The organism is Chryseobacterium sp. C3 (genome assembly GCF_014218905.1).
Taxonomy (GTDB): Bacteria; Bacteroidota; Bacteroidia; order Flavobacteriales; family Weeksellaceae; genus Chryseobacterium; species Chryseobacterium mucoviscidosis.
In genome coordinates, this window is the sequence record NZ_JACLCU010000005.1 from 361,571 (window position 1) to 388,154 (window position 26,584).

Consider the following 26,584-nt stretch of genomic DNA (forward strand, 5'->3'; position numbering starts at 1 on the left):
TGTCTGAATATGCTTACAGACCTCGACAAACTTTTTAAATTAATATTACTTCTGAAATTTATGATTCAAAATGTATGCAAAGTTGCGAAATTTTTTTGACATTTATTTTCGTAAATTTCTATCTGAAAGATAGTAAAAAGATCATTATCATCAAAGAATTGTGGATAAAAAAGGAGGAGTTATTGTTAATTTAACATAATAGTGGAAGCATTTTAGAGGAATTGAACTTCTCTTCTGATATTTACCTTTTCTTAGCATTACATCAAAAAAAACGGAGCTGAAAAGCTCCGCTATTATTTCAGATTAAATTAAACTTTTAATTTTTGCGATGATATCTTCTCCCAATTTATCGGCTTCATCCTGTGATTTTGCCTCTGTATAAATTCTGATGATCGGCTCTGTATTTGATTTTCTGAGGTGAACCCAGTTATTTTCAAAGTCGATTTTCACGCCATCAACGGTAGAAACTTCTTCATTCTGATATTCTTTCTCCATTTTTAATAAAATATCATCCACATTGATTTCCGGCGTTAATTCGATTTTCTTTTTGCCCATGAAATAACTTGGATAACCAGCTCTCAGTTCAGAAACGGTTTTATTTTCTTTTGCCAAATGGGTTAAAAATAAAGCAACTCCTACCAAAGAGTCTCTTCCGTAGTGAAGATCCGGATAGATAATTCCTCCGTTTCCTTCTCCTCCAATCACTGCATTTTTTTCTTTCATTAAAGTGACCACATTCACCTCTCCTACTGCACTGGCAAAATATTCTGAATTGTGGGTTTTTGCAACATCTCTTAAAGCACGGCTTGAAGAAAGGTTGGAAATCGCCACTCCGTTTTTATTTTTCAGCAAATAATCTGCAACGGCAACCAATGTGTATTCTTCGCCAAACATTTCGCCTTTTTCATCGATTAAAGCCAGTCTGTCTACATCCGGATCAACAACGATTCCGAAATCTGCACCTTCTTTTTTTACCAACTCACAAATGTCTCCCAAATGTTCTTTTAACGGTTCCGGATTGTGGGGAAAATGACCGGTTGGTTCACAGTATAATTTTACCGTTTCACAGCCTAATTTATCCAAAAGCATCGGAATTGCAATTCCTCCTGTAGAATTGACCGCATCCAACACCACTTTGAAATTTTTAGCTTTAATGGCTTCTGCATCTACCATCGGCAAGTCTAAAATCTGCTGAATATGAATATCAAAAGCATCTTCTCTTGTTTCATATTTTCCCAAATTGTCTACTTCTGCATAATTGAAATCTTCGCTTTCTGCCAAAGCCAAAACCTCAGCTCCGTTTTCTCCGCTGATGAATTCTCCTTTATCATTCAGTAATTTCAAGGCGTTCCACTGTTTCGGATTGTGGGAAGCAGTGAGAATAATTCCTCCGTCTGCTTTCAGTTCGGGAACCATAATTTCAACGGTGGGTGTTGTGGAAAGACCTAAATCTACTACGTTAATTCCGAGTCCCTGTAAAGTTGCCGTTACCAGAGAAGACACCATTTGTCCGGAGATTCTTGCATCTCTGCCGATAACCAGGGTTAAATCTTTTTTATTTTTATTGTTCTGAAGCCAGGTTCCGAATGCGGAAGCGAATTTTACCACATCAAGCGGCGTTAAATTATCGTTTACTTTTCCGCCAATGGTTCCTCGGATTCCTGAAATGCTTTTTATTAGTGACATATATTATTTTAATTTCTTAGGATTCTTTTCTATTTTCTTACTTTCCGAATTTACTCTTCTTTCCAACTTCTTAATATCTTCTTCAGGAGGTAAGTTCTCTGGAACAATACCTCGTTGCAATAGAATTTTACGAACTGATTTATTATTTGTTACATGTTCGGAAGAAATTGTACTCTCTGTTTTTAGGTCCTTCTCTTTTGTATTAAAGATTGTAATTTCAGTTGCAAAATCCTTTGCTTTAATTGTAATTGTTGGTAGAAAATCTGCGAGTGGACGATTTTTAGGGATATTAAGGATATCTTTCATTTGCTGAGTAGTTTTACCAAATAAAGCAAAATCTCCCTTACTTCTAATTATTCCAAAATCTTTATCATTTCCTGTTTTTTCATAGATAAGACCTGAAAGTTCTTTTTCAGACAAACTGAATTTTTGTCTTGCCTGAAGTCTTTCACATTCTTTTATTCTTTTTTGAATTTCTTCAAATTTTCTTGTTTGAATTGCAAAATAACTTTGAGCAAAAGCAATAGGTTCTTTTTGAGGATCTCCATTTTGAGCGATTAAATAACACGCATATCTCGTTAGCATTATATCTTCAATTTCTCTTTGAGATCCCGAACCTAGTGTAACCATTTTGTTGACGTCAACAAAATGGTCTGAAACACTATTATCACTTACTTCACATGATGTTTTAGCCTTAATAATAACGTTATAGAAGTTTCTCCATTCAGAATATCCTAATAATTGCTGTAAATCTCTTGCAAACCAAAACTCTATGCCTTCTTCTGTTTTATGTGAAAAATCTTCAAAAGAATTAGTTAGCGACTCTACTGTTTCTAATTTCATCTATAGTCTTTTTACAAAAATAGAGAAAATAAAGACAATTTTTCTTCAGTTTTTCACTAGAACATTATTTTTTACGAACACCCGCAATCTTTATCGCATCCGTTTCTTTTGGAACTGAACTTTTTCGGTGCAAAATTCTTTTTCAATATTCTGAATAAAGAGTAGCAAGCGAATGCAACAATCAGTAAGACAATGATATATTGTAAAAGTAAGGAAGTATCCATTATTTTAAAATCTGATAGGCTATCATCGACACAAAATATGCCAAACCGGTCATCATTGCCACCTGTAAGCCGGTCCATTTCCAGCTTTTGGTTTCTCTGTAGACTACTGCAAGTGTAGAAACACACTGCATTGCAAATGCGTAAAATAAGAGGACGGAAACTCCGGTTGCAAAGCTGAATACTTTCTCACCGTTCGGTTTTACATCGCGTCTCATTTTATCGATTACTTTTACTTCAGGAGCATCATCTTCAAGACTGTACAAGGTAGACATAGTTCCTACAAACACTTCTCTTGCCACGAAACTTGTCAGAATTCCGACGCCCATTTTCCAGTCGTAGCCTAAAGGAGCAATTACCGGCTCAATTCCTTTTCCCATTTTGGCAAGGTAGGAATGATCCAGTTCCACATTGGTTGCCACAAACTGATCCGGCTGCTGTTTTGGACCGAAATAGCTTAAAAACCAGATGATGATGCTTACAATGAAGATAATCTTTCCGGCTCCTGTAATAAATTCCCATACTTTACCTAAAACCATTTTGAAATCATATGCAAAAAGTGGTTTTTTATAGGTCGGTAAATCCATCACAAGATAGGTTTTCCCTTTATTTTTGATAAATCTTTTGAGAATGGATGCGGAAAATAATGCGACTAAAAATCCTAACAGATACATTCCCATCAAAACCAAAGCCTTGTATTTTATTCCTAAAAATGTTCCGTCTGAAATAATAAGCCCGATAATGATGCTGTACACCGGAAGTCTCGCAGAACACGTCATAAAAGGCGTAACCAAAATGGTAAGCAGCCTTTCTTTTAAATTTTCGATATTTCTTGTTGAGATAACTGCCGGAATTGCACACGCTGTTCCGGAAACCAAGGGAACAATACTTTTACCGTTCAGTCCGAAAGGTCTTAAAATACGGTCCATCAGGAAAACAACTCTTGCCATATATCCTGAATCTTCCAAAAGATAAAGGAAATAGAGTAAAATTCCGATTTGTGGAGCAAAGACAACAATTCCGCCGATTCCGGGAATAATCCCGTTAGAAATTAATGAATTAACAGGTCCTTCCGGTAAATGTTCTGAAGTGAAGGCGGTTAACCACGAGAAGAAACTGTCTATCCAGTTCATCGGATATTCGGCTAAGAAAAATACACTCTGGAAAATGATTAATAAAATCAAAAGGAAAACAATGTATCCCCAGAATTTATGAACCAGTATTCTGTCTAATTTTTCTGTTAAAAGTTCTTTGAACTGAGGTTTTTTAGAAATAACATCAGACAGAATTTTATCTGCGAACTGATATCTTCTTACCGTTTCCTGCACCTGCAGTCTTTTCGGAACCAGACTTTTGGAATCCGGCTCGTTGATGAGTCCTACAATAGATTCCAGCTTCTCCAGATCTGTTCCCAGAGAAAGACTCATCCATGCTTTATATTCGTTTTCAAATCCTTTATGAAGGGATAATTTTCTGATGAAATCTTTGTGTTCGGAAGGGGTTTCAAAAGAAATTTTCTCGGTTGTTACAAATTGATTAAGATGAACGGCTTCTTTTATTTCTTCAATCCCGATCTGTTCTTTGGCATTGGTCTGAAAAACTTTTATCCCTAATGACTCAGATAATTTATTGATATTGATCGTGATTCCTCTTCTTTCTGCCTGATCAATCTGGTTAATGACCAAAATCATCGGAATTCCAAGATCCTGAATCTGCTGAAACAAAAGAAGTCCTCTTTTCAGGCTTAATGCTTCGAGAATATAGATAACGCCTGCATAATTTTGCTGTTCATCAATAAGAAATTTAGAAAAAATAGCCTCATCTTCCGAGCTTGGATAAATGCTGTAAGAACCTGGTAAATCGATAATTTCAACTTCTTCGTTCTTATAACTGTATGTTCCGGAATGGCTTGCTACGGTAACTCCCGCGTAATTTCCGGTCTTTTGCTTTTTATTGCTTAAGGCATTGAAAACCGTAGATTTTCCGACGTTTGGATTCCCGACTAAAAGGATCTGTTTTTTGTGAGCACTCTGCATTAATTCAATTCTTCAACGATGATATAATCTCCTTCTTCTTCACGAAGAGCAATACGGCTTTTTTCATCACCAAATTCCACATACATCGGACCACTGAACGGCGCCTGATACAAAATCCTGAAGAATGTTTCCGGAAGAAGCCCCATTTCAATGATCTTATTGGGCATTTTCAGGCTGTCGTTATCATATCCTACTATTTTCCCCAGTCTGTTTTTGGGAAATCCGCTCAACTTATGTAAATCCTTATGTTTCAAAGCCGATATTTTTGTAAGTGCAAATATACGCTATTTAAATTTAATCTAAATAACGTATTCTATGAAAAAAATCAACCCAAATGCTTTCACGCATTTGGGTTGATTCAAATATAATTTAGTAAATATGAATGTTACTTTTTCTTTTTGTCTGTAGAAGTAGACTGGGTAAGTTCGATCGGGTTGTTGTTTGCGTTGAAGAAATCTTTATACATTTTCTCCTGCTTTTTCATCATATCCCCTATTGTTCCGTCCATTCCCGGAATTGTTTTAGACATAATCTCCTGCGTCATCATTGGTCTTGCGGTAGCGAAAGGATCTTTCTTGAACTCGTTAAACGTTTTCTCGAATTTTTCCCGCGGCATTTCTGTTACTTTTAAGCTCATGTTGGAAATTTTTTCTGCATAAGAAAGTTCTTCCCAGTTCTGTACCTTTCTGTTTCCTTGAAGCACCCATGAATAGTTTTTTGCATCATCTTCCACTTTCACAATCAGGCCGGGAAGTCCTGAAAACTTATACGGACCATCCTGAAATGGCAATTCTGTAGTGAACCAAGCTGTCCATTTTCTTCCTCCGAATTCGGCCGTAGCTTTCTGAGCATTGTAAGCTCCTATTTTTTCTTTTTCGTTAGAAATTTTCCAGTCGAATTTCGGAGTTTCTGTGTAGGCAATTCCCATTGGTGAAAATCCGCTTGCTATTCTTTCAATATATTGGATTTTCATATCAGGATATGTTTTAACCACTTTTTCTGAGAATTTCGGCATTCTGATAGATTTCGACATATCTTTGAATACTCCCGACTTCTGCATTGCTTCAATCTGAACTTTCATGATAGAATCCTGCGCAAGCATGGTGTAATCTCTGTAAACGGATCTGTCTTTCACGATGTCTAAAACCGTCATTACTTTTTCCAGTTTTGCAGAATCGCTTTTCGGCTTGAAAGTAAGTTCATAAAAAAAACGGTTAGCAGTTTCTTTAGAATCTTTATCCTGTGCACTTACGAAAGCAAAAAATGCAACCAGAAATATTGAAAATAGCTTTTTCATTTTAAATAGAATGTTTATACAATTAGTTATCAGTTTAGGATTTTTGTTACAGATTTTTTTTAATTTGTTTTTGATTATTCTTTTCTCAAATAAAAAACCAGCCTTTGAAGACTGGTTTTGATTTTATTTAAAGTTGAATTTTACGGTAAACATGACCTGACTCGGACGAAGCTGAATTCTTGTGTAATTGGTATTTGTTGCATTAATTTCATAGGTTTCAAATACTCTTTTATTCGCGATATTCATCCATTTTAATTCAAAATCAATTTTCTTTTTAGCCCATGTGAACTGATAAGAAAGATCGTAGAATCCGTTGTGGTATTTCTGATCTACCGCATTGGTATTCACCTGATCCCAGTTGAAGCCAATGGTATGGTTTTCTATCGGATAGAAGAAAAGTCCTAAATTATGGGTAAATCCTTTTCTTGCAGCATCAGAAACCACCCTTCCTGTACTTGTCTGCTTTGTTCTTGAGAAACTTGCATTATAATCAATGCTCATCCAACTGAAATAGGTATTGTTAAATTTCATGCCAAATGACTGGCTGTTGTTCTTGTTGGTGTACGCAGCATTATCCAGAAAAGCATCAGATTTTGCTGTATTATTGCTGTAGCTGACGGAAGCATTCGTTTTAAACTTCGGAAAATATTTTCCTACTTCGAGGTTATATCCATTATTTAAAACATGGTTGTCCTGCTCTTTATACTGCATGATAGTATATCCTGCTTCGTTGATTGTAGGATTGGAAATTAAGTTTCTCTTTGCATCAGAAAATCTGTAGTTGATGTTAAAGAATAAATTATTTAACGGATTTCTGTATTCTAATCTCGTTCCGGCAGATTTATTATTGTTCTGAGGAATTGGATTATTAATATCCATCGCACTGATTCCCGCCGGAGAAGTCATTAAAAATCCTGAATAGGCAGTGTTGATTTCTCCAAAATTATTATTAACATTAGCATTTACGGAAGCTTTCCAGAAAGAGGCAAAGGTATATTGCGCAAAAATACTTGGCTCAAATGTCACTTTATTTACTTCTTTGGAAACCAGTCTTATCGGATCATCTGCTTTAATATTATTCGAGTTTACCGGGAAATTAGCATACAACATCCATGAATCACTTTTATAATTTACCCCTAAACTTCCGTAAGGTGTTGCGGTAGTATACTTCAAATCATTACTATACTGTGAAGCTGGTGTAGGATTTGGACTGGTAAAAGGATTGGTTATAATATTTGACAAACCTGAAACTAAGTTAGTTGATTTAAAATTGAAACCAACTTCCGGAGTAAATGTCCATCCTTTTGTAGAAAAACCAATATTGGCAGAATGATTGGCTTCAAAAGTTTTAAGTCTTAAATTCTGTCTCACAAAATCTGTAGAAGTAGTAAGAAAGCCAGGAATTGCGAGATAGGAAGCCGGTGAAACATCCAAAGTCTGTCTGTCTGTCTGATAACTGATGTACGATAATACATTTACCATTTTTTCTTTCCAGGGAACAATAGTACTCAATGAGTTTTGGAAAGATGTTGTAGGCGATTCCACCGCTTCATCTCCATGTGCGGTATAACTACTTGCAGAACCTCTAACGGTTCTGTCTACAATCCCTCTGTCTGCATTCCAGTACTGAGAAAAACTTGTGGTATTTTTAAAGAATCCCTTTTTTGCATTTTTGGTAAAGATTAATTCTCCTTTTGCTTTGTCTGTATAGAAATTATTGCGGATATTCTGCAATATAGTAGATGCCTGTCTGTTAGGCGTTGCAAATAATTCCTGCTCATTATAAGACTCTCTTTCCACTGCATTATTCGTATAATTGGCGTTGGCTTTCAGTTCCCATTCTTTTTTCTTGTCAATGTTGGTCAGGTAATTTGCAGATACGTAGTGAACACTGTTCATGAGATATCTTTTTACCGGAAGATTCGGGGTACTTGCATTTTCTACATTCAGCCAGTCGTTTTGGGTTGCGTTGATTCTTCTTCCTTCAAATCTGTTTCCGAAAGACAGAATATTTCCTTCGTTTTCTACCTGTTCTCCTGTGTTGTTGGATTTGTAATTAACCACCCACTGACTTTTCTGCCCGAAGAACATCGGCGTAAGTTTTACATTCCATAAAAGCGGACTTCCTCCTACTCCTACTTCTCCTCTTCCCGTCATCGTCACAGAATTTTTCAGTTTGATATTGATGGCTGCCTGATCGGAAGGTACTTTATCTTGTAAGATCTTTACGGGTTGGTGATTTTCCAGTACCTCAACTTTCTGTACCGCATCTTTCGGAAGCGAATTGTTGATGGTTCCGTAACCGCCTTCCATTAAGTCTTTTCCGTTAACGTAGAATTTATTGATCGCATTTCCCTGATAAAGAATAGTTCCGTCTGTGTTGACTTCAATTCCGGGCATTTTTTTCAAAACATCCGCCAAGGTTCTGTCGCTTTTGCTGTCGAAAGCTTTAAGATCGTAAGAAATGGTATCTCCTCTTGCCGTAACCATCTTTGTTTTAAGCTTCACTTCTTTAATTTCTGTAGCCTCAGAATCCATTTTGAAGTTGAGCGTCTGATCGCTGTTGCTGATCTGCTTCGTTAAAGGTCTCTGGTTAAAAGCCTTTACTTTAAGGTCTACATTGGATTCTCCTGAAGTGAAGGTGACTTTGTATTCTCCTTTCGAGTTGGTAATTCCATAGGCAAGAATGGCATCTTTTCCCGGCTCTTCCACCGTTACACTTGCACTTGGGATTCCAACCCCGTCTTCATCCGTGATCTTCCCCGAAACCGTTTTCTGTGCAAAAGCGATTACAGAGAAAAAAATCATCAGGAATAAAGATATTCTCTTTTTCATAATTTATTATTTGCTTAATTAGTTAATGGTTAAAGCGTTTTGTTACACGAGTATAAAGATTGTATTTAAGCCCAAAAGTTAAACCTCTTTTTTATCACTACAAACATAGTGATATTTTTTAATGTCAGGAACTTTATTTTTTAAAGGAAAAATTTTTCCCGAATGAAAAATTTTCTTTGGATTTTGTTATTAAGCCATATTTCACGAAAGAACTGACTTTTTGAGGTTTTTTATTATTAATTCTTTGGCTAATTGTATACATTTGTAAAAAACAATTTCATCTATGGGAGTAGGAACTAATCTTAAAAGGCTGAGAAGCAAGACAAAATTTTCTCAACAGGAAATTGCCGATATGTTGGGATTAGACAGAAATACATATACCAACTGGGAAAATGAAATCACCGATATTAAGTCTCAATATATTCCGAAACTTGCCGAAATTTTTCAGGTGAAAATTCAAGACCTTTTTGAAGATGGTCAAAAATCAACAGTTTCAAATTCGCAAGAAAATTTTGAAATGCACGATAATTCAATTGGTCAAAAAGATATTCAGCAGGGAATTATCATCAATATTACAGATTCTGAAGCAGCAAAAGTAATCAGTTCTCAGCTTGAAGAACTGATCAAAAGTCTGAAAAAATAAGTCGATTTTTTATCTGACGTTTGTGTTTTGAGCCTTAGTTTTAAGACTCTTTTGTTTTATTATTTCGCAGGGAAGTAAAATATTATTCAAAAGGTTTTAATTCCAGAGGATTGTTAAATCTTTTTTGTTTTCTTTTCATCATATCATCAAATTCTTTTCTCATTTCTCCCTGTAAAACAGGCAAAGAAGCTGATGTAAACCTGAGATTAAAAGAAGCTTTTAAGTAATCTTGTTTGTTATATCTTTTAAATGCTCCTATATTAAAACTAAATTCATCATTAAACTTCTCTACTTTGGAAGCTGTAAAATGATAATCATCCCGGGTATCATACAATTCAAAAATTAAACCTGGCAATCCATTAAATTTATACGGACCTAAAGACTGAGAATATTCTTTAGAAAAGTAAGCAATCCATCGTCTTCCGAATTTATTTGTTGCTGCCATTTGGCATTTGACTCCATTTATCATTTTTGTATCAGAATAAAGAACCCATTGTAATTTTAAAGCCTCCTGATATCTTATTTTATTTTCGGTAACTGTTAAAAAGGTATTGATTATTCCGCTTTTCCCAATAACCCTTTCTTGAAAATAATCGCTGATTGCTCTCAGATCAACACCTTTACTTTCGTATTGTCCTGTATCATTTAAATAATTTTGATTTGCTCCAAAATAATAATCCTGTGAATTTCCTATCAAAACAAATCTTTGTTCTTTTTTAAAATTTTCTCCTAAGTTTAAAGTGGAGTCATATGTAACTCTGATAGAAGGAACAAAAGAAATTTTTTGTGAAAAAGAAAAAAAACTAAAAAAGATGGCAAGTAAAAGAAATATTTTTTTTGATTTCATCGCTAATAATTTGAAAAGTCTGTCTCAAACAGTGATATTTGAAACAGACCTTAATTTAAGGATTAAAAGTTACATTTGAAGGATAATTACCACATTCGTCTGCATTTTTTTCTGCAATCCATAAAGCCATCTCAGATTGGCTCCAATCTCCGGTAAATGTTGTAATGTGCTTAACTCCACAAGTTGAAGTCCATGTCGCTTGTATTGTTTTTGCCAATGCCATTACAGAAATACCCATCATGGCACTGAATAAAATTTTCTTTTTCATAAAATTTGTTTTCTTTTAGAATCGTTAATAATTAATTTTTCCCTAACTATACAATTTTGCCTAGAATAAATGTACAGTTCGGATGATGCATCATGATGACTTTAAAGAAATACATCTTACGATAGGGCACCGCAAAATGTTTCGCGAATTTCTCATTTGTGTCATATCATAAAATTATGAATAATCCTGTAAAGTTATTGCATAAGAAAATCAGCAAATTACGCCGTATTTATTGGGTAGGAAAAAAAATATTTTTTATTTGAAAATTAATAAAATTCATCAAAATTTATTTTGTGTTTTATATTTAAATACCATCAACAGTATTTTATAGAATGGTATAGAAAAAATTCTATCCTTTTAGCTTATAATATTCACTTACAGATAAAAATCAGTTATAAATATTTTTTTATTTTAGCGGGAAGAAATGAATTTTTATTCATCAAATTGTGTTTTTACCCTGCAATTCTTTTTTGCAGGGTGTTTTTTTTGCCTTTAAGATTATTTTTCAGTTTTTTATTTAGTCTAAATAGTTAAAAATGATTTGAATCATAGATTAAAAAAAGCTTAAATCTGTTAACATATATTTTTATTTAATAATTTTGTAACATTAAATTTTTAAGAAGATGGGAATCAATTTAAAGCCTATAGATATTGTAGATGATATTACTCAGGAAGAATTCATTGAAAAGTATCTGAAGCCGAGAAAACCTGTTGTCATTAAGAACATGGCAAGAAAATGGCCAGCGTACCAGAAATGGACCATGGAGTACATGAAGGAAGTAGTAGGTGATGTGGAAGTTCCGTTGTACGACAGCTCGAAGGCAGATCCTGCAGCTCCCATTAATGCTTCGGCAGCCAGAATGAAATTCGGAGATTATATCGATCTTATCCAGAGAGAACCTACCGATCTTAGAATTTTCCTTTTCGATCCGATAAAATTTGCCCCAAAACTTCTGGAAGATTATATTTCTCCGAAAGAACTCATGGGCGGATTTCTGGACAAATATCCCAATATGTTTTTTGGAGGTAAAGGTTCTGTAACGTTCCTGCATTTTGATATTGATATGGCTCATATTTTCCATACCCACTTTAACGGAAGAAAGCATATTCTACTGTTCGATTACAAATGGAAAGAAAGACTGTACCAGATTCCTTACGCAACGTATGCGCTGGAAGATTATGATATTGAAAATCCTGACTTTACAAAATTCCCTGCCTTAGACGGTGTAGAAGGTATTGAATGCTATCTGGAGCATGGAGATACGCTGTTTATGCCAACCGGATGGTGGCACTGGATGAAATATCTGGACGGAAGTTTTTCTATTTCCCTGAGAGCATGGGACAAATCCTGGGCGGTGAAAGCGCATTCTTTATGGAATCTTACCGTACAGCGCAAATTTGATGATATCATGAAGAAGAACTTCAAGAAGAAATACATGGACTGGAAAGAAAAAGTGGCTGTAAAAAGAGCGGAAATTGCTCTGAAAAGAGGCTTACCAAGATAAAAAAAGAAAGACGTTTCGGCTGAAACGTCTTTTTTATTGATTAAAATTTACCTGATGATCTTTTCGATACTTCCTTTTGCACAGTTGAAAGCTTCCTCCGCTTCTTCGTAAAATATCTTCATCGAGATCTCGAACCCGCTTGCCATAAAGAATGTAACATGACCTTCGATATTGTAGCTCAGAAAGCCAATATGATTCACATTAATAACCAATGGCTGTCCCATAACCTTTGCTCCTTCCAGTGCATTTGGCTTTTTTACGTGGATAACGTTCGACGCTTTCACATAAATCAAACCGTCTGATGTTGTTTTAATTATATAAGCCATGAACTATTTTTCTGTAAAGGTATCAAATAAAACCACATGAAAAAATCCCCGAAAGATTCGGAGATTTAGTCAAAAGTATTAATATTTATAGTGATTGGTGTTTTTCCTGTAATTAGTGATAAAAAATATTCCCGAATTGCTCCGGGAAATATTTAAGATCCCTTATTTGTTTATTTTTTAATAGTTGCAATTAGGTACTCAACTACTATGCCAAGAATAAGAAAGAACTGAAAAAAAATATTTTTTTTGTTTTTGATACCTCATTAGAAGATTTACCCTAAAAACGGCATATTTTTAGATTAGCTCACTGTAACACACCAAAAATATACATATATGAAAGCAACTGCACAATCTGAGAACATCAACTCTCACTTCAACAGGGAAGTTGAACGTCAAAAAGCTCTTAAAGCTCTGGAAAAAGCAAAAAGCATTAAAAGAAAAGTTGTTTTTCTTCCGCAGGGAGCAACAGGGAATCTAAATTACAGAGATTCATTCTAAATTTACTATCAAAAAAATGAGCTGCAGAAATTCTGCAGCTTAATTTTTTATATCAGTTTTGTAAGTTCTTCTACCAAAAGCTTTACCTGGAGCGGTCTTTTCTTTTTATCGACATCCAGCCTGTTATAAAATCCGGTTTTCACGATCACCATCTTTTTTTCGGGAACCATGATAATGAACTGTCCTAAAAAGCCGTAAAAAAACCTGTACTGATGCTCACTTTCATCATCTGCCCAAATGGTAAAGCAGAACGCATCGTTCTCTTTTGTGGGCGATAAAAGTTTTTCACAATATTCTTTACTGATGAGCCGCTTTCCTTCCCACTCTCCTTTCTGCATGATAAGCTGTCCGAGTTTTGCGAAATCTCTTGGTATTGCATGGATACAGCAGAACGCTTTTTCAACGCCTTTTTCGTCGATGCTCCATTTTGCAGGTAATTCCATTCCTAAAGGCTGCCATATTTTTTCTGAAAGATAAACTGCAAGATCTTTTCCCGTTGCTTCTCTTAAGGCAAGTCCTAATAATTGCGCAGCAACACTTTGATATTCATACTTTTCGCCCGGCATTTCCTTGAACCCAATTCCGAAAGCCTGTTCCGCAAGATCGTCTACAAAATACTGTCTGGAATTCTCTGCAAAAGGATGATGGTATTCTTCTTCCCAATCCAATCCCGCCTGCATCGTCATTAAATGTTTAAAAGTGAGATGTTTTCCGAAACGGCTTTCTTTGTAGTGAGGAAAAAATGTGGAAACCAATTTATCTTCGGATTCTATATATCCGTCATCGATCGCACATCCCGTTAAAACAGAAAGAACGCCTTTTGCCATAGAAAAGGAATTCATTAAAGAAGAAGCATCATGATCTTTCCAGTATTCTTCGTGAAGAAGTTTTCCGTCGTGAATTATCAGAAGAGAAGATGCCCTTGTCTTTTTTAGCTCGTCCAAAACTCTTTCTGAAAGTTCCTTTTTATTGTAACTGATATGGTTCTTCCATCGTTTCGGATGTCTGTTGCGAATAACCCGTGAAGGAAATTTTTCCTCATCATCTATTGAAGGAGTAAAAGGTCCTTTTTTTAAATTAATGGCTAAAGCTTTAAAAATATATCCGTATCCCGAAAGAAAAACCACAGCAACAAATGCTGAAATTCCTGCGATACCTGCGGTTAGAAGTTTCCTCATAGTAAGTTTGAAAAATTGATGTTCAGATAAAATCCTAATTATCAACCATTCAAAGTATATGCCGCCAATTTTATCGTTGGATTTTTTATTGTGCTGAACTGTTAACAAGCAATTCTTCCATGTTTCGGGTGACTTCATTGCAGGAAAAACAGGCTTCTTTGCCATCCTGAGAAAACCATCTGCACTGCGAACGGATCGGGCAAAAGCTAAGTTCAGTATTTTTTGGAAAATTCAGATCCTGAACTTTTTTAGACAGAGAACATCTTGATTCCTCATGATTCCATTGTCCGCATCCTTTTTCTACACATTTTCCGGTGAAACGGAATCGCTGCTCAAGGTTTTCATTCTGTTCAATAAAATCTTCTGTGACGGTAAGAGGGGTTATAAACTGTACTTTTCCGTCTTTATTGACGACTCCGAAAAGCTGCGCCCCAACTTTTCCAACGTAGCTGGGACACATCTTTTTTGTAGAATTAAAACTAGCCTCCATAAGCTTTTATCTGATTATGGATTTCTGTAACCTGCTTGGTAAGATCGATTCCCGGCTTGAAAATAATGATTCCCCAGGGAAACCAGTCTTTCACTTTTAAGGGTTTAGTCAGTTCTCTGAAATTTCTGTGCGCGCCGAAAGCCTGTGTGTTGTCTACTTTGGACAGTTCGGAAAGCACTACATTCTGAATTCCCTTGTCGATGTTTTTTAGCTATTCGTCGGTAAGGTCTACGCCTTCCAGTGAAACGAAAAATTGCTTTTTAGTTGCCATAAGTGTTGGTTTTATTGGTTTTAATAAAGCAAATTTCGCCTGATAAAAATTAAATTCCATCAGTAAAAACAACAGTTCCGCATGTGAAAAATACGGAAATTAAACACTGATTATCAATAAATTAAATCAAATTCTAAAATTTATAAGATTCTGTAAACAGGATATTGTCTGAATGTCTTTTCTTCGAAGTAGGGAGAATTTCTGTAGATCCAGTCGAGCTGAGCGGTTCCGTCGTCGGCAAATTTTTTGTCGGCTGCTTTTTTAGCTTCGAATTTCTGTTTTAAATCTTTATCTTTTTTCAGTAATTCTGCGGCGGTATCTTCGAAAATATAGGCTGAATAATATTCTTTCTGGGCTAAAATACCGTCGAAGAAATTCCAGTTGAAAAAGGAATCCAGTGCTTCCGGTTCAAGGGTTTCAATGATGTATTTTACCCCTTCCTGATCGGTCGGAACTATGTAATCACCTGCTGAAAAAGTTATTTTTTTATTCGCTTTATCTATGGTTGTTTCAAAATGGAGATAATGACCTTCATATGGATTTTTAACGGTTTTAAAATCATTGATTCTGTAAGATTCCACCGCAATCGTGCTGTCCTTCTGAATCGGCTTCATCTGAATTTTATTTCTTTTAAATTCCTCAATAACACGGTATTGCGACTGTGGAATGATATAATATTTCGGAATGGTGATATAACCTGTAGGAACTGCGGTTGTAAACAGCCTGATGTTTTTCGTGAAGGGTTTGCTTCTGTCGTAATAAAGTCTCGGTTTTCCGGAAATTTCACTGGGTTTGTATTTTCCCTCAAAACCTTTGAAATCCATGGTGGTATATTTTGCAGAATCGATTTTCCAGCGGATTCCGTACTGTTTTCCGGCTTGGTACTGTTTTAGATTTTCAACTCTGAGTTGTTTTATTTTCTGATAATCCTGATCTAAATTCTGAAGATTCACCAACATATATTTGTACGTCGCATCCACTCTTTTGTCGTAAGGTTTCAGCATATGCGTTTCAGGAACGGTTCCCAAGGAATTGAACAGCGAGGTATATCCTGTAGAATATCTCGGGGAATCTTCGAACGAAGCAAAGCCAACTTCCGGAATATCGCCATGAATATTAACGTAAGGCGTACTTTCGTAACCCAGTTTTTTTAAGTCGTTTAAATTTTTCGCCTGATAGCTGTTATAAAAATATTCGCCCAAAATATTTCCCAGACGTTCTTTAAAGGTAGAAATATAAGTAAATGTATATTGATAATCTGCTCCGTTACTTACGTGATTGTCAATGAAAACATCCGGTTTCAGCCACTGATAAATTTCCTGAAAACTTCTGGCATTTTTAGTATCAGCTTTAATGAAATCTCTGTTCAGATCATAATTTCTGGCATTTCCTCTGAAACCATACTGTTCCGGACCATTCTGGTTGGCTCTGGAAAACGATCCGCGATTGAGCATTCCGCTTACGTTATACGCTGAAATGGCTGCGACAATGAAATTCTGCGGTGTTTTGATTTTCTGAGTTGCCAGATTTTTCATCAGGATCATAGTCGCATCGATTCCGTCCGGTTCGCCGGGATGAATTCCGTTATTGATGAACAAAACGGCTTTGTTTTTTCTTAATTTATCAAGGTCTTTTTCGGGAAAAGGATTGTAAATGACCACATAAATTGCTTTTCCGCTGTCGTCTTCTCCTTTTTTAAGGTACTGAATGGTGTTGAAATTTTTAGCTAAATTCTGATAATAGCTGTTCATTTCATCATAAGTTACGGTCTGATTTCCATTTCCTTTTTCAAAAGGGGTATGAAATTGAGTCTGGGCAAAAAGAAATGAAGAGGTAAGCAGCAGGAAAAGATATTTCAGTTTCATTGGGTGGTATTTTAAGCTTTAAAATTACTTAAAGTTTGTGAAACCTATTATTTTTAACGCGGAGACCGCAAAGATTTTATTAAAAAAATTTGAAAATATTCTTCGCTCGCAAAGGCGTTTTACTCAGCAAAGATGTTGCTTTCCAGAATTGTCATTCACTTTACTAAATCTCTTGAAGAAAGGATCTATCTCTGAATAAGCCTTTTTTTACTCTCCTTCTGAACTACACTCGTAAAAATGCGGTTTATATTGTTAATGACATTACCAATGTGTATTTTACTCCCGCTGATTTTGCTGATGGCGCTGATTTTAAGCATCAAAAAAAATTATCTTCCCAATTTAGAGAAGATATTTAGCGGTTTTTAGGTTTAACAGTATAGTTATTTCTGCCCTTTTCATCCGGATAAAGCTCCGGAAGGGGATCGCTTTGCCAGAATTCTTTGGAATCGACATCCATAATCGTTAATGCTCCGGTGAATGCAGCTCCGGTATCTATATTCCAGACATTGGCTTTGTTGATGGGTTCTTTACTTCCCAAATGCAGTGTCGGTGTATGACCAATGAAAATTTCATGGTATAAAAGCAGTCTTTTCGGATAGAATTCTGAGTCTTTCGCCAAAGTTTTATCCATTGCAACGGCTGTTTCCCACAATGTTCTGTCCCAACGGTAATTGCTGGAATATACTTCTTTTTCGGGACCATGCATGGACGAATATCCTGCGTGAATAAACAGTCGGTTTTTATCGTCGACATAATAGTTTTTCATCCGCTGGAAAAATTCAAGATGAACTTCAAGTTCTTCCAAAGAGAAATCTGAATAGCTTTCTACCGTACTTTTTCCGCCATTGAAAAGCCATACATCTTCACTTTTGCCGAAAGCAAGCCAGTCTTCCGTCCATGCATCATGATTTCCTTTAATAAAAATACATTCCTGCTTTTCGGCAAGGTCAATTAAAAACTGAATGATCTCCGAAGATTCACTCCAGCCATCGACATAATCTCCAAGAAAAATCAAGGTGTCGTTTTCTGTAACAGCAGCTCTTTCCAAAACCTGCGTCAATGCTTTGAATCCTCCGTGAATGTCGCCTATTGCTAATGTTCTTTTCATATTTTATCTCCAAACACTAAATTCATATCTTATAAAATTTTGAAAGCAAAATTTTTTAACCTCTTCAATACAGTTTTCCCCAGAAAAATTTTTAATGAAGAATTCTTTCAATTCCTCAAAAGATTTTAAGCCTTTCATTAATTTCAACTGAATCAGATTTAATCTATTTATTGTTAAATAATACTCATAATCAAAATTGCCCGTAATTTCCCTTACCACATCTCCACTTTCACATCCGTAAATTACAATTTTATCTTCTATTGAAAAGGTAATTATAATATTCAAATGTTCTGTTTTTAAGCTGTATAATTCAAATTGGCAATCTTTCATTTATTTAAATCTGTTGTGATAATTCGGGCAGGATTCCACAATTTCCATTGCTTCAACTAATCTGCAATTCTTATGTTCAACAATAAAGTATAAAATACGTACGGTTCCCGCTCCTTTTCCAAATAATTCATTAACCTTTTCTTTTAGATCATCTTTATCCGGAGAAAAGTCTTTTACGGCTTCATCAAATTCCTGAGTTGTCATTTCGAAATATATTCTGCATCCACAAAATCAGTCAGCCAGACTTTGTTTTCGGAAAGGTAGAATAAGATTCCGTCTTCGTGCATTTTTCCGGTTTCAATGGTTAAAATGACAGGTTTTCCATGGCGCATCCCGACTTTGGTTGCGGTTTCTTTGTCCTGACTTAGATGAACGTGCTGTCTGTTTCTCTTTTCAATTCCTTTTTCAAAGATGGATGCAAGATTGGTTTCTGCGGTTCCGTGGTAAAGAAATTCCGGTGGCTGTTGTGGTTTCAGCGCCAGATCAATATCAATCGAATGTCCCTGATTTGCGCGGATTTTGGTTTTATCCTCGTTTAAAATAAAGCGTTTTTTATCGTTGGTTTCCACCACCTCATCCAATTCTTCCAGTGTGAAAGCGCGATTCTGTTTTGCACATTTTTCCTGTAATTCTTCCACATCTGCCCATCCGTTTTCGTCTAAATTCAGCCCGATAACTTCGGGTTTGTGTCTAAGCACCAAGCTTAGGTATTTGCTTATTCTTTTTTTATGTTGTTCGTTCATGGTTTTTGTTTTAATTTATTAATTACTTTCTGTACGTTGAAATAATCTTGTTTTAATCTTTCGAAAGTTTGTCTGTCTTTTTCGTTTAATCTTGCTAAAAGGGCTTTTTTTTGATAGTAGTATTCATCAAAATTATCTTTATCATTCTCCTCCATGTTTTCTAATTTAAGATAACTTTCAATTTCATTATCATTTAAATTATAAGAAAGTAATTTCATTTTGATAGTTAGATTCCAATAAGAATCAAACTCAAGACCTTCTTTAATTTGCTTCTGAATTTTTTCTATTTTGTTGCTATTATCTTTTGTTGTTTCACAATTGTTCACTTTTCTCCAAAGCAAATCTTCAATAATTCCTTCACCAAACTCTCCCATTTCAGTTACATAATGCGAATTATATTTTCTAAGATTTTCAAGAAAGATCTGATTTTTATTCGGATAAATAAATACATTCCGAAGATACATGTTGTAACCAAAATGTTCTCCACAATCATCAAACCGAGTAACCAATGACTTATTTTTAATTTCATCCAATTTTGTTTGATCTAAATCTTCATTAATTAAAAATTCAACAGCTTCTTCTACGGAATTTATTGTGGCTGTTCTTTCTTTTGCTTTTTTTAAAACTTTTTCCTGCTCTTCAATTACTTCTTCTATTTGTTGCTTTATTTGCTCATCCGTAAAATTCTCCGGATCTTGTTTTTCTACAATTGGACTGACAAAATCATCATGGGAAATGATCTCTCTAGAATTTGTAATGAGAAAAACTTTTAATCTAAACTCAAAAAATCTCTTTTCAAATTCAAGAATTGATAAAATTTTCTCATTCTCATAATTTTGAAGATTTTTTCCAAAAACATTCTCTATTTTAATTTTATCTATTAAAGAGTAATTGAATGTTTTCGTCTGAGTTTCTGAAAGTCCACCAGACTCTGTTGGGTTTTCGTCCGGATGAGATTCTCTGTATTCTTTAAATTTATCCATATCACATTCTACTTTTGCAGTGATCAAAATATTATCTTTAAATTGCTTTAATCTTTCAGCAAATATTTCAATTTCTTTCTGCTTAAAAGCATATGATATTTCATTGAATTGCAATACTTTAAAATTATTTTGAGCAAGAAACTCCAAATCTCTCAATTCAAGCAAAACGTAAAATGTGACGGTCTTTTTCATTTCAATTTCTCATTTAATTTCTCACACAATTTCTCAATATCCTCTTTCCTCGCCAAAACATCAACCCACTCTTTCGGAATACTTTCAAAACCATAATGTATTCCGGCAATTCCGCCAGTGATGGCTCCGGTTGTGTCGGTATCTTCTCCCAGATTGACCGCTTTTAAAACGGCTTCAGCATAATTTTCAGAGTTCAGGAAACACCATAATGAGGCTTCGAGACTGTGAAGAACGTAACCTGATGAACTTATTTCCTCTTCCTGTAAAGTATGCAATGGAGCAACATCATAATCATCAACTTTTAATTCTAAAATTCGATGGAACTTATTCATTTCCTCCTGAGAACAAATCGGATTGTTATCCAAAAATTCTCTGACATTCCTCTGCATATTTCTGTATGCTTCCCATTTTTCTTTTTTGTTCAGGATTTCCAACGCCAGTTCAAGATAAATGAAACACGCCAAAACAGATCGTATGTGTCCATGGGTAATGCTGGAAACATCTTTCACCGTATCAAAACGTTTTTCAATGGAAAAGTCTTTGATATAAAACAGCAACGGCAAAATTCTCATTAAGGAACCGTTTCCGTTATCAAATTCCGTTGTTCCACCACATAAAGTTGGGGAAACTCCTTTACTGATTCTATGGATGGCTTGTGGAGTGGCAATTCCGATATCGAAAACAGTTCCATGAGGTGTCCAGATTTCTTTATTATACCATTGTAAAAATTTCAGCGCAATATCTTCTAAATCATACGTATTAGTAAGACTTTCTGCAAGACATAAAGCAAGAGAACTGTCGTCGCTCCACGTTCCCGCAGGTTGACGATGCGTTCCGAAAGCTCTCATGGTTGTCACCGGAGAACGTTTCAGTTGTTCCCTGCTTCTGAATTCCACCGGAACTCCTAAAGCATCACCCACACAAACTCCGAAAATTGCTGATTTTACGATATTTTCCATTATGCAAGATTTACCAGTTTGTCAAAAAGCAGTTTCATTCCCTGCGTTGCAGTTTCTTTCATCACAACGGCTCTCTGTCCGTACCCAAAACCGGTTTCGTTGGGATTGATCACGATTAAAAGACAGTCATCCTTGATATCGTGAATTAATCCCGCTGCAGGATACACCTGTAAAGACGTTCCGATTACCAAAAATATATCGGCTTCTTTTGCCATTTTCGTAGCTTCTCTCATCAGCGGAACGTCTTCTCCGAACCAGACAATAAATGGTCTTAACTGCGCTCCGTCTTCTGCTTTATCGCCGATGTTGATGTCATCTTTCTGCTCGTAAATCAGGTTTTTATTGTTGCACGAGCAGGATTTGAATAATTCGCCGTGTAAATGTAAAATATTGGTTGAACCTGCTCTTTCATGCAGATCATCGATATTCTGGGTAATGATCTGAACTTCAAAATGTTTTTCCAGTTCTGCCAATAATCGATGTGCCTCATTCGGTTCTACTTCGTGAAGCTGTCTTCGTCTCTGGTTGTAAAATTCAAGAACCAAAGCTCTGTCTTTTCGCCATCCTTCCGGACTTGCCACATCTGTGATGCTATGATTTTCCCAAAGACCATCTCCGTCTCTGAAGGTTTTTATTCCGCTTTCGGCACTGATTCCGGCGCCGGTTAATATGGTTAGTTTTTTCATTTGGTTGTTATTTTTTTTAACGCTAAGTCCGCAAAGTTTTTGTTTCAAAATGATCTCGCATATTTTCGTTCGCAAAGGCGTTTGACTCAGCAAATGAGCATTAATTTTATTCTTCTAATAATTTTCTGTAAATCTTTTCATTTTCATCATCAAAACATACGAAAATAACTTTTTTAATGATCTCCGATGGATAGTTTTTCACCTCATCTATGGCAATTTTTGCCGCCAATTCTTTTGGAAACCGATAAATTCCTGTGCTGATGTTGGGAAAAGCAATGGTTTTCACATCCAGACTTTCTGCCAATTTCAATGAATTATGGTAACAATTTGCCAATAATTTCGATCCTTTTTCTTCATCTCCATTCCAGACCGGACCAACGGTATGAATGACGTATTTCGCAGGAAGATTTCCGCCAGTTGTAACGACCGCTTCTCCTGTTTTGCATTTGCCCTGTCTGTTTCTGATCGCCATGCACTCTTCCAGAATCTGTTTTCCTCCTGCCCGATGAATGGCTCCGTCTACTCCGCCACCGCCCAATAAGGAAGAGTTGGCTGCGTTAACGATAGCGTCTGCTTCTATTTTGGTGATGTCTCCTTTTATTAATTCAATGTTCATAAAATTTGCTTTTTTTCCAATCCTCAACATTCTTTGTCCAATCCGCAATTGACTCTTCATTGCAGCTTAAAATACTTATTCCTCCAACCATTGCACAAGTTGTGTCTCTGTCGCCTAAAGCTGAAACTGTATTCCAAAGACATTCTTCAATATTGTTCCGGTATCTCGAAAGCATCCAGAGTACAATCGGAACGGTGTCCTGAGCGGTCATTTTTATTCCGTTTCCTAATGTTTTGACCAATAACTCGATGCTTGGATTTCCGTCTAAATATAAGACTTTGTTCAGTTTACTTTTCATATCAGAATCCTTCAATTCAGACTGAATTTTTTGAATAAATTCCTGTTGACTCAACTGTATCAATCCTAATTTTTCCTGAATGACAAAAGCTGCGGCTAATGCAATGGCTTTTGTACCTTCTATCGCTTCTTTGTTGGCATGGGTAACTTCACAGGACAGTTCTGCATTTGTTTTAAGCTGATCCAGATCATCATAAAGATAAGCTCCGATTACTGAGGCTCTCATTGCTCCTCCGTTTCCCATAGAACCCTGTCCTCCAAATTTTGAATAGGAAACTTCTTTCCATTTTTGACCATCCTTTACTGCTCTGAAATATTGATGCATTGAAGGTCCGTAACCTCGATTAATATCAAGATAATAATTTTGGGTAAACTCTTCCGCCAGAAAGTCCTGACTGATTTGTCCGAATTCTTCCAATGATCTGAAAACAGCAATTGCCATAATGGTATCATCCGTAAAATCCAGAGTGTTTTCAGGAATGATTCTTTGATGGATGAATGTTCTGATTATACTTTCTTCACCAAAGAAGCTTTCGCCAAAAGCATCACCAATGGAAATCCCCGTAAGTGATTTTGAAGCGAGTAAGAGTTTATCTTTCATTATTTTAACCTTAATATATATCTTTTCAATTTATAAGATTTGTTCTTTATAAAACTTGAACTCATCTTTTTTTCTCATCATCTGATAAAACCTAATTTCTTTGTCACATAATTTATTAATAATATATTCTTTTTCTTCATGTTTCATGTTTAATCCAAATATTATTGATTTTAAACAGTTTTCGTTATATGTAAATTTTCCATTAAGATATGTGACAATCCTATATTCCTCTTCATAGGACCATACCTTTGATTTATTGAATAAAAATTTGATAAGATCATCATTCTTAGGATTTATATTCGAAAGACTAAATATTTTATCTGAATAATTTACATTGTCAAATTTATATTGATGTGATAAAGGACTATTTTCTTCAACATATTTTAAATCTAATTCTTGTAAGTTATTAAAGTTATATTCTATGCAAAATCCTCTATGCGAATTACCATAGTGTGCCCACATCAATGCGTTATCATAAACTTTAGAAAGAGAGTAAATTCCACTATGTTCATAGCGTACTTTCATTAAGTTTTCTAAAGCATTTTTGTACGCATCAACATTTTCTTGTTCATCCTTTTTTATTTTCAGCAATGAAACAGCTTTCAATCCTAAAGTTAAATTTTTCTCAAACTGTTTCAACGAAAACGAAGCTTCTGTCGGATCATTTAAACTAAGAATTTTTGAACACCAAATTTCATTGTTGGAAATCATGTCAATATCTCTAATAAAGTCATTATTATCCAAACCTACATTTCCTCTATACTTATATAATAACATACTTAAATTTTTTTGCTTTTACTGATTAATTTCTTCAAACGGCTTTATCATTTCCTCTTTTTTCGAGAGAATGGCAAAGACCACTCTTTTAAATTTATTTTTATACTTCCCAAGAAGATGCTTTTTGAATAATTCGGCAATTTCTTTCGGATCATTTTTGAAAACTCCGCATCCCCAAGCTCCTAAAATTAAGGTTTCATTTCCTTTATTTAAAGCTAAGGCGAGCATTTTATCGGTTCTTACATCCATTGCTCCGAAAATTTCATCCGCTCTTTCCGGTTCCTGACGTTTTACAACGCCTGCATTCACTGCGGGAGAGGTAATGAAATTGCAGATAACAGGATGATCCAGCAATTCTCCTTTGTCTTTCCTGAAAACGGGAACTTTTGGGCTGTAAATCATCATATCTGTATAAAAGCATGATTCCATTGCACGGTGGGTTTCGTAATATTCCCAACCCTGAAGCAGACTGTCGTGAAGTCCGGAAGTTCTTGCCAGACTTTCTTCCTGCGCTTCGGCTCCGTTGATGAAACCACCACCGGGATTTTTCGCTGATGCGAAATTCAGGCACATCAATTTCTCCTGATTTTCTTCTGCAGCTAACTGTAAAATGGCTTTCAGGGAACTGCATCTCCAGACTTCAAACTGAGTCTCGAATTGGGTTTCCGGAAGTTCGTTTTTTGTCATTTCCGACAGTTCTTCCGAGGAATACAAAACGGTTTCTTTAATACAGGCTTCCATTTCATTTTGGATGGTGATTTTTTCGTTGTTTTCGTTGATATAATATTTTTTAGCTAAGATTTCCAGTGTATCTTTCGCCATTCCTTTATTTGTCATTGTTAGTTTTTTTAATGTTTATCAATAGATTTTCCAGTTCTTCATTTGCTGCTTTTTTGAAGTCTTTTCCCATGAAAACTTTCGTTACTTCAATACTGCCGATAATTGCCTGATTAAATTCTTCGAGTTCTTCGGAAGGAATCCAGAGTTCGTTGTGATTTCTGGCTCCCACGTTTTGTGAGGGATATTTACTGACTATTTCCTCAGAAACTTCAAATTTGGTAACAAAACCGAGATAATTTCCGACTTCGTCTCGTGTGTTCCATTTTTCTGCGATTTCGGAAGCGTATTCTTCATTCAGAACAGGGTAGAAAATGGGTTGCCAGTTTAATCTTGGAGGAAATTTTTTATAATTGCTTTCGATGATTAAGAGCATTTCTTTTTCTCCGACGGGTCTGTATAAAGTTGTTGTTTTCATGTTGTTTTTATTTTTTAACGCAAAGTCCGCAGAGTTTTTTGTTACTACTAAATGTTTTTAAAATCGCAAAGTATTTCAAATTTCAATGTTTGTTGTCTTGCATTTAACTTTTAAATAAATTATTGTTTTTAATCTGTTTTTTTAACGCAAAGTCCGCTAAGTTTTTTGTTAATACTAACTGTTTTTAAGTTCGCAAAGGCGTTCTACTCAGCTAAGATCTCAGAGTTCTGCTATATTTATAATTTTGAATAATGATCTATTTCCTTCAACTTGAGGGTTTGTTGCGTCGACTTTTAAATATATTATTGTTTTCATGGTTTATTTTTTATTTTTTAACGCAAAATCCACAGAGTTTTTTGTTACTACTAAACGTTTTTAAGTTCGCAAAGTATTTCAAATTTCAATGTTTGTTGTTTTGCATTTAACTTTTAAATAAATTATTGTTTTTAATCTGTTTTTTAAACGCAAAGCCCGCTAAGTTTTTTTACTACTAAACGTTTTTAAGTTCGCAAAGGCGTTCTACTCAGCTAAGATCACAAAGATTTTCCAATTATTCGAAATCATAAACGAATACCTCGACATTGTTTTTCAAGAGTGTTCTTTCAATAATCGGCTCGATTTCTTCCCATTTTCCGCCTGCCAAACCGCAACCTATTCTCGGCATATGAATTCCTGCATTTATTTTCTTTGCTTCATCAGAAAGTTTTTCAAGGCATTTTTCAACGGCTTCATAACGAATCGGCGAAATTCCTTTTGAATTGGTTTTAATTTTATGCTGCGCAATCATGTTGCAAACCCAAATGTTTTCTTCAACCTGAACGGTCTGGATTTCTCCGAGATTAAAATTTTTAGCATCCTGAAACCATTTTCTATATTCGTTTTCCGGCTTTTTCCAACGATTTGAAATGGCTAAGACAAAACCTTTTCCCCAACCTCCGATGTCGTTGCAGATGTGTGCAATGATTTTGTTTCCTTCAACTTGAGGATTTGTTGCGTCGCCTTTTAAATATAGTATTGTTTTCATGGTTGGTTTTTATTTTTTTTAACGCAAAGCCCGCTAAGTTTTTTTTACTACTAAATGTTTTTAAGTTCGCAAAGGCGTTCTACTCAGCTAAGATCTCAGAGTTCTGCTATATTTATAATTTTGAATAATGATCTATTTCATTAAACTTGAGGGTTTGTTGCGTTGCATTTTAAATATTTTATTGTTTTTATTTTTTTAACGCAA

Annotated in this window: 29 protein-coding genes; 3 read left to right on the forward strand and 26 right to left on the reverse strand. The window is 35.3% G+C overall.

Annotated elements, in window-relative coordinates; all coding sequences use genetic code 11:
• Positions 1 to 303: 303 nt before the first annotated feature.
• The 6 genes from glmM to H6W53_RS13620 form a co-directional block, all read right to left on the reverse strand.
• On the reverse strand, positions 304 to 1,686 hold the full coding sequence (gene glmM / locus H6W53_RS13595) for a phosphoglucosamine mutase (protein ID WP_185207540.1): 1,383 nt from the start codon (positions 1,684 to 1,686) through the stop codon (positions 304 to 306).
• A gap of 3 nt (positions 1,687 to 1,689) precedes the next feature.
• Positions 1,690 to 2,529 (reverse strand): DNA damage-inducible protein D, encoded by an 840-nt coding sequence (gene dinD, locus H6W53_RS13600; protein ID WP_185207542.1) that lies wholly within the window; start codon positions 2,527 to 2,529, stop codon positions 1,690 to 1,692.
• Between the two features lie 223 nt (positions 2,530 to 2,752).
• Positions 2,753 to 4,786, reverse strand: coding sequence for a ferrous iron transport protein B (gene feoB, locus H6W53_RS13605; RefSeq protein WP_185207544.1), 2,034 nt, complete (start codon positions 4,784 to 4,786; stop codon positions 2,753 to 2,755).
• Positions 4,786 to 5,040: a ferrous iron transport protein A gene (locus H6W53_RS13610; protein ID WP_076391119.1), complete on the reverse strand. Its 255-nt coding sequence runs from the start codon at positions 5,038 to 5,040 to the stop codon at positions 4,786 to 4,788. Before H6W53_RS13610 ends, feoB begins: the two co-directional genes overlap by 1 nt.
• Positions 5,041 to 5,171: 131 nt before the next feature.
• Positions 5,172 to 6,083 (reverse strand): GLPGLI family protein, encoded by a 912-nt coding sequence (locus H6W53_RS13615; protein ID WP_185207546.1) that lies wholly within the window; start codon positions 6,081 to 6,083, stop codon positions 5,172 to 5,174.
• A gap of 123 nt (positions 6,084 to 6,206) precedes the next feature.
• Positions 6,207 to 8,918 (reverse strand): Plug and carboxypeptidase regulatory-like domain-containing protein, encoded by a 2,712-nt coding sequence (locus tag H6W53_RS13620; RefSeq protein ID WP_185207548.1) that lies wholly within the window; start codon positions 8,916 to 8,918, stop codon positions 6,207 to 6,209.
• Between the two features lie 283 nt (positions 8,919 to 9,201).
• On the opposite strand from H6W53_RS13620, the gene H6W53_RS13625 reads away from it, so the two are divergent.
• On the forward strand, positions 9,202 to 9,561 hold the full coding sequence (locus H6W53_RS13625; RefSeq protein WP_185207550.1) for a helix-turn-helix domain-containing protein: 360 nt from the start codon (positions 9,202 to 9,204) through the stop codon (positions 9,559 to 9,561).
• Between the two features lie 82 nt (positions 9,562 to 9,643).
• On the opposite strand, the gene H6W53_RS13630 is transcribed toward H6W53_RS13625, so the two are convergent.
• Positions 9,644 to 10,408 (reverse strand): GLPGLI family protein, encoded by a 765-nt coding sequence (locus H6W53_RS13630; RefSeq protein WP_185207552.1) that lies wholly within the window; start codon positions 10,406 to 10,408, stop codon positions 9,644 to 9,646.
• Between the two features lie 55 nt (positions 10,409 to 10,463).
• Positions 10,464 to 10,676 carry a hypothetical protein gene (locus H6W53_RS13635; protein WP_185207554.1) on the reverse strand — a complete coding sequence of 71 codons (213 nt, stop codon included), beginning with the start codon at positions 10,674 to 10,676 and terminating at the stop codon, positions 10,464 to 10,466.
• 623 nt (positions 10,677 to 11,299) lie between these two features.
• Between H6W53_RS13635 and H6W53_RS13640 the strand changes: the two genes are divergently transcribed.
• Positions 11,300 to 12,181, forward strand: a complete 882-nt coding sequence (locus H6W53_RS13640; protein ID WP_185207556.1) for a cupin-like domain-containing protein — start codon at positions 11,300 to 11,302, stop codon at positions 12,179 to 12,181.
• Between the two features lie 47 nt (positions 12,182 to 12,228).
• Here the strand turns inward: H6W53_RS13640 and H6W53_RS13645 are convergent, their stop codons facing one another.
• On the reverse strand, positions 12,229 to 12,507 hold the full coding sequence (locus tag H6W53_RS13645) for a hypothetical protein (RefSeq protein ID WP_076391105.1): 279 nt from the start codon (positions 12,505 to 12,507) through the stop codon (positions 12,229 to 12,231).
• Between the two features lie 333 nt (positions 12,508 to 12,840).
• On the opposite strand from H6W53_RS13645, the gene H6W53_RS13650 reads away from it, so the two are divergent.
• The gene (locus H6W53_RS13650; RefSeq protein ID WP_157967254.1) at positions 12,841 to 13,005 is read left to right on the forward strand and encodes a hypothetical protein; all 165 of its coding nucleotides are present in this window, start codon (positions 12,841 to 12,843) and stop codon (positions 13,003 to 13,005) included.
• Positions 13,006 to 13,052: 47 nt separating this feature from the next.
• Here the strand turns inward: H6W53_RS13650 and H6W53_RS13655 are convergent, their stop codons facing one another.
• The 17 genes from H6W53_RS13655 to H6W53_RS13735 form a co-directional block, all read right to left on the reverse strand.
• A complete protein-coding gene (locus tag H6W53_RS13655; protein WP_185207558.1) occupies positions 13,053 to 14,183 on the reverse strand; it encodes a serine hydrolase domain-containing protein in 1,131 nt (376 codons plus the stop codon).
• Between the two features lie 85 nt (positions 14,184 to 14,268).
• Entirely contained in the window at positions 14,269 to 14,673 is a 405-nt protein-coding gene (locus tag H6W53_RS13660; RefSeq protein ID WP_185207560.1) for a hypothetical protein, read from the reverse strand.
• On the reverse strand, positions 14,663 to 14,851 hold the full coding sequence (locus H6W53_RS13665; RefSeq protein ID WP_185207562.1) for a hypothetical protein: 189 nt from the start codon (positions 14,849 to 14,851) through the stop codon (positions 14,663 to 14,665). Before H6W53_RS13665 ends, H6W53_RS13660 begins: the two co-directional genes overlap by 11 nt.
• Before the next feature lie 233 nt (positions 14,852 to 15,084).
• On the reverse strand, positions 15,085 to 16,809 hold the full coding sequence (locus H6W53_RS13670) for a hypothetical protein (protein ID WP_185207564.1): 1,725 nt from the start codon (positions 16,807 to 16,809) through the stop codon (positions 15,085 to 15,087).
• 352 nt (positions 16,810 to 17,161) lie between these two features.
• Positions 17,162 to 17,917 (reverse strand): metallophosphoesterase family protein, encoded by a 756-nt coding sequence (locus H6W53_RS13675; RefSeq protein WP_185207566.1) that lies wholly within the window; start codon positions 17,915 to 17,917, stop codon positions 17,162 to 17,164.
• Positions 17,918 to 17,920: 3 nt separating this feature from the next.
• Positions 17,921 to 18,247, reverse strand: coding sequence for a hypothetical protein (locus H6W53_RS13680; protein WP_185207568.1), 327 nt, complete (start codon positions 18,245 to 18,247; stop codon positions 17,921 to 17,923).
• On the reverse strand, positions 18,248 to 18,451 hold the full coding sequence (locus tag H6W53_RS13685) for a hypothetical protein (protein ID WP_185207570.1): 204 nt from the start codon (positions 18,449 to 18,451) through the stop codon (positions 18,248 to 18,250).
• Positions 18,448 to 18,990 (reverse strand): RNA 2'-phosphotransferase, encoded by a 543-nt coding sequence (locus H6W53_RS13690; RefSeq protein ID WP_185207572.1) that lies wholly within the window; start codon positions 18,988 to 18,990, stop codon positions 18,448 to 18,450. The genes H6W53_RS13685 and H6W53_RS13690 overlap by 4 nt, the downstream gene beginning before the upstream one ends.
• Positions 18,987 to 20,165 carry a hypothetical protein gene (locus H6W53_RS13695; RefSeq protein ID WP_185207574.1) on the reverse strand — a complete coding sequence of 393 codons (1,179 nt, stop codon included), beginning with the start codon at positions 20,163 to 20,165 and terminating at the stop codon, positions 18,987 to 18,989. Before H6W53_RS13695 ends, H6W53_RS13690 begins: the two co-directional genes overlap by 4 nt.
• Complete coding sequence (locus tag H6W53_RS13700; RefSeq protein WP_185207576.1) at positions 20,162 to 21,124, reverse strand: ADP-ribosylglycohydrolase family protein; 963 nt, start codon at positions 21,122 to 21,124, stop codon at positions 20,162 to 20,164. The genes H6W53_RS13695 and H6W53_RS13700 overlap by 4 nt, the downstream gene beginning before the upstream one ends.
• Complete coding sequence (locus tag H6W53_RS13705) at positions 21,124 to 21,810, reverse strand: SIR2 family NAD-dependent protein deacylase (RefSeq protein WP_185207578.1); 687 nt, start codon at positions 21,808 to 21,810, stop codon at positions 21,124 to 21,126. Before H6W53_RS13705 ends, H6W53_RS13700 begins: the two co-directional genes overlap by 1 nt.
• Before the next feature lie 106 nt (positions 21,811 to 21,916).
• Positions 21,917 to 22,426, reverse strand: coding sequence for an O-acetyl-ADP-ribose deacetylase (locus H6W53_RS13710; RefSeq protein WP_185207580.1), 510 nt, complete (start codon positions 22,424 to 22,426; stop codon positions 21,917 to 21,919).
• Complete coding sequence (locus H6W53_RS13715) at positions 22,416 to 23,324, reverse strand: ADP-ribosylglycohydrolase family protein (RefSeq protein ID WP_185207582.1); 909 nt, start codon at positions 23,322 to 23,324, stop codon at positions 22,416 to 22,418. The genes H6W53_RS13710 and H6W53_RS13715 overlap by 11 nt, the downstream gene beginning before the upstream one ends.
• Before the next feature lie 30 nt (positions 23,325 to 23,354).
• The gene (locus H6W53_RS13720) at positions 23,355 to 24,101 is read right to left on the reverse strand and encodes a DUF2971 domain-containing protein (protein ID WP_185207584.1); all 747 of its coding nucleotides are present in this window, start codon (positions 24,099 to 24,101) and stop codon (positions 23,355 to 23,357) included.
• An 18-nt stretch (positions 24,102 to 24,119) separates the two neighbouring features.
• Positions 24,120 to 24,938, reverse strand: a complete 819-nt coding sequence (locus tag H6W53_RS13725; RefSeq protein ID WP_185207586.1) for a TIGR02452 family protein — start codon at positions 24,936 to 24,938, stop codon at positions 24,120 to 24,122.
• A complete protein-coding gene (locus H6W53_RS13730; RefSeq protein WP_185207588.1) occupies positions 24,928 to 25,356 on the reverse strand; it encodes an ADP-ribosylation/crystallin J1 in 429 nt (142 codons plus the stop codon). Before H6W53_RS13730 ends, H6W53_RS13725 begins: the two co-directional genes overlap by 11 nt.
• 550 nt (positions 25,357 to 25,906) lie before the next feature.
• Positions 25,907 to 26,380 carry a macro domain-containing protein gene (locus H6W53_RS13735; RefSeq protein WP_185207590.1) on the reverse strand — a complete coding sequence of 158 codons (474 nt, stop codon included), beginning with the start codon at positions 26,378 to 26,380 and terminating at the stop codon, positions 25,907 to 25,909.
• Between the last annotated feature and the right edge of the window lie 204 nt (positions 26,381 to 26,584).

Coding starts and splice junctions, on each gene's coding strand:
- H6W53_RS13725 (WP_185207586.1), bottom strand. CDS start 24,938: ATGACAAATAAAGGAATGGCGAAAGATACACTGGAAATCTTAGCTAAA.
- H6W53_RS13635 (WP_185207554.1), bottom strand. CDS start 10,676: ATGAAAAAGAAAATTTTATTCAGTGCCATGATGGGTATTTCTGTAATG.
- H6W53_RS13715 (WP_185207582.1), bottom strand. CDS start 23,324: ATGAAAGATAAACTCTTACTCGCTTCAAAATCACTTACGGGGATTTCC.
- dinD (WP_185207542.1), bottom strand. CDS start 2,529: ATGAAATTAGAAACAGTAGAGTCGCTAACTAATTCTTTTGAAGATTTT.
- H6W53_RS13630 (WP_185207552.1), bottom strand. CDS start 10,408: ATGAAATCAAAAAAAATATTTCTTTTACTTGCCATCTTTTTTAGTTTT.
- H6W53_RS13680 (WP_185207568.1), bottom strand. CDS start 18,247: ATGAAAGATTGCCAATTTGAATTATACAGCTTAAAAACAGAACATTTG.
- H6W53_RS13705 (WP_185207578.1), bottom strand. CDS start 21,810: ATGAAAAAACTAACCATATTAACCGGCGCCGGAATCAGTGCCGAAAGC.
- H6W53_RS13675 (WP_185207566.1), bottom strand. CDS start 17,917: ATGAAAAGAACATTAGCAATAGGCGACATTCACGGAGGATTCAAAGCA.
- H6W53_RS13695 (WP_185207574.1), bottom strand. CDS start 20,165: ATGAAAAAGACCGTCACATTTTACGTTTTGCTTGAATTGAGAGATTTG.
- H6W53_RS13720 (WP_185207584.1), bottom strand. CDS start 24,101: ATGTTATTATATAAGTATAGAGGAAATGTAGGTTTGGATAATAATGAC.
- H6W53_RS13700 (WP_185207576.1), bottom strand. CDS start 21,124: ATGGAAAATATCGTAAAATCAGCAATTTTCGGAGTTTGTGTGGGTGAT.
- H6W53_RS13650 (WP_157967254.1), top strand. CDS start 12,841: ATGAAAGCAACTGCACAATCTGAGAACATCAACTCTCACTTCAACAGG.
- H6W53_RS13685 (WP_185207570.1), bottom strand. CDS start 18,451: ATGACAACTCAGGAATTTGATGAAGCCGTAAAAGACTTTTCTCCGGAT.
- H6W53_RS13625 (WP_185207550.1), top strand. CDS start 9,202: ATGGGAGTAGGAACTAATCTTAAAAGGCTGAGAAGCAAGACAAAATTT.
- H6W53_RS13730 (WP_185207588.1), bottom strand. CDS start 25,356: ATGAAAACAACAACTTTATACAGACCCGTCGGAGAAAAAGAAATGCTC.
- glmM (WP_185207540.1), bottom strand. CDS start 1,686: ATGTCACTAATAAAAAGCATTTCAGGAATCCGAGGAACCATTGGCGGA.
- H6W53_RS13640 (WP_185207556.1), top strand. CDS start 11,300: ATGGGAATCAATTTAAAGCCTATAGATATTGTAGATGATATTACTCAG.
- H6W53_RS13615 (WP_185207546.1), bottom strand. CDS start 6,083: ATGAAAAAGCTATTTTCAATATTTCTGGTTGCATTTTTTGCTTTCGTA.
- H6W53_RS13690 (WP_185207572.1), bottom strand. CDS start 18,990: ATGAACGAACAACATAAAAAAAGAATAAGCAAATACCTAAGCTTGGTG.
- H6W53_RS13710 (WP_185207580.1), bottom strand. CDS start 22,426: ATGAACATTGAATTAATAAAAGGAGACATCACCAAAATAGAAGCAGAC.
- H6W53_RS13645 (WP_076391105.1), bottom strand. CDS start 12,507: ATGGCTTATATAATTAAAACAACATCAGACGGTTTGATTTATGTGAAA.
- H6W53_RS13735 (WP_185207590.1), bottom strand. CDS start 26,380: ATGAAAACAATACTATATTTAAAAGGCGACGCAACAAATCCTCAAGTT.
- H6W53_RS13620 (WP_185207548.1), bottom strand. CDS start 8,918: ATGAAAAAGAGAATATCTTTATTCCTGATGATTTTTTTCTCTGTAATC.
- feoB (WP_185207544.1), bottom strand. CDS start 4,786: ATGCAGAGTGCTCACAAAAAACAGATCCTTTTAGTCGGGAATCCAAAC.
- H6W53_RS13655 (WP_185207558.1), bottom strand. CDS start 14,183: ATGAGGAAACTTCTAACCGCAGGTATCGCAGGAATTTCAGCATTTGTT.
- H6W53_RS13670 (WP_185207564.1), bottom strand. CDS start 16,809: ATGAAACTGAAATATCTTTTCCTGCTGCTTACCTCTTCATTTCTTTTT.
- H6W53_RS13660 (WP_185207560.1), bottom strand. CDS start 14,673: ATGGAGGCTAGTTTTAATTCTACAAAAAAGATGTGTCCCAGCTACGTT.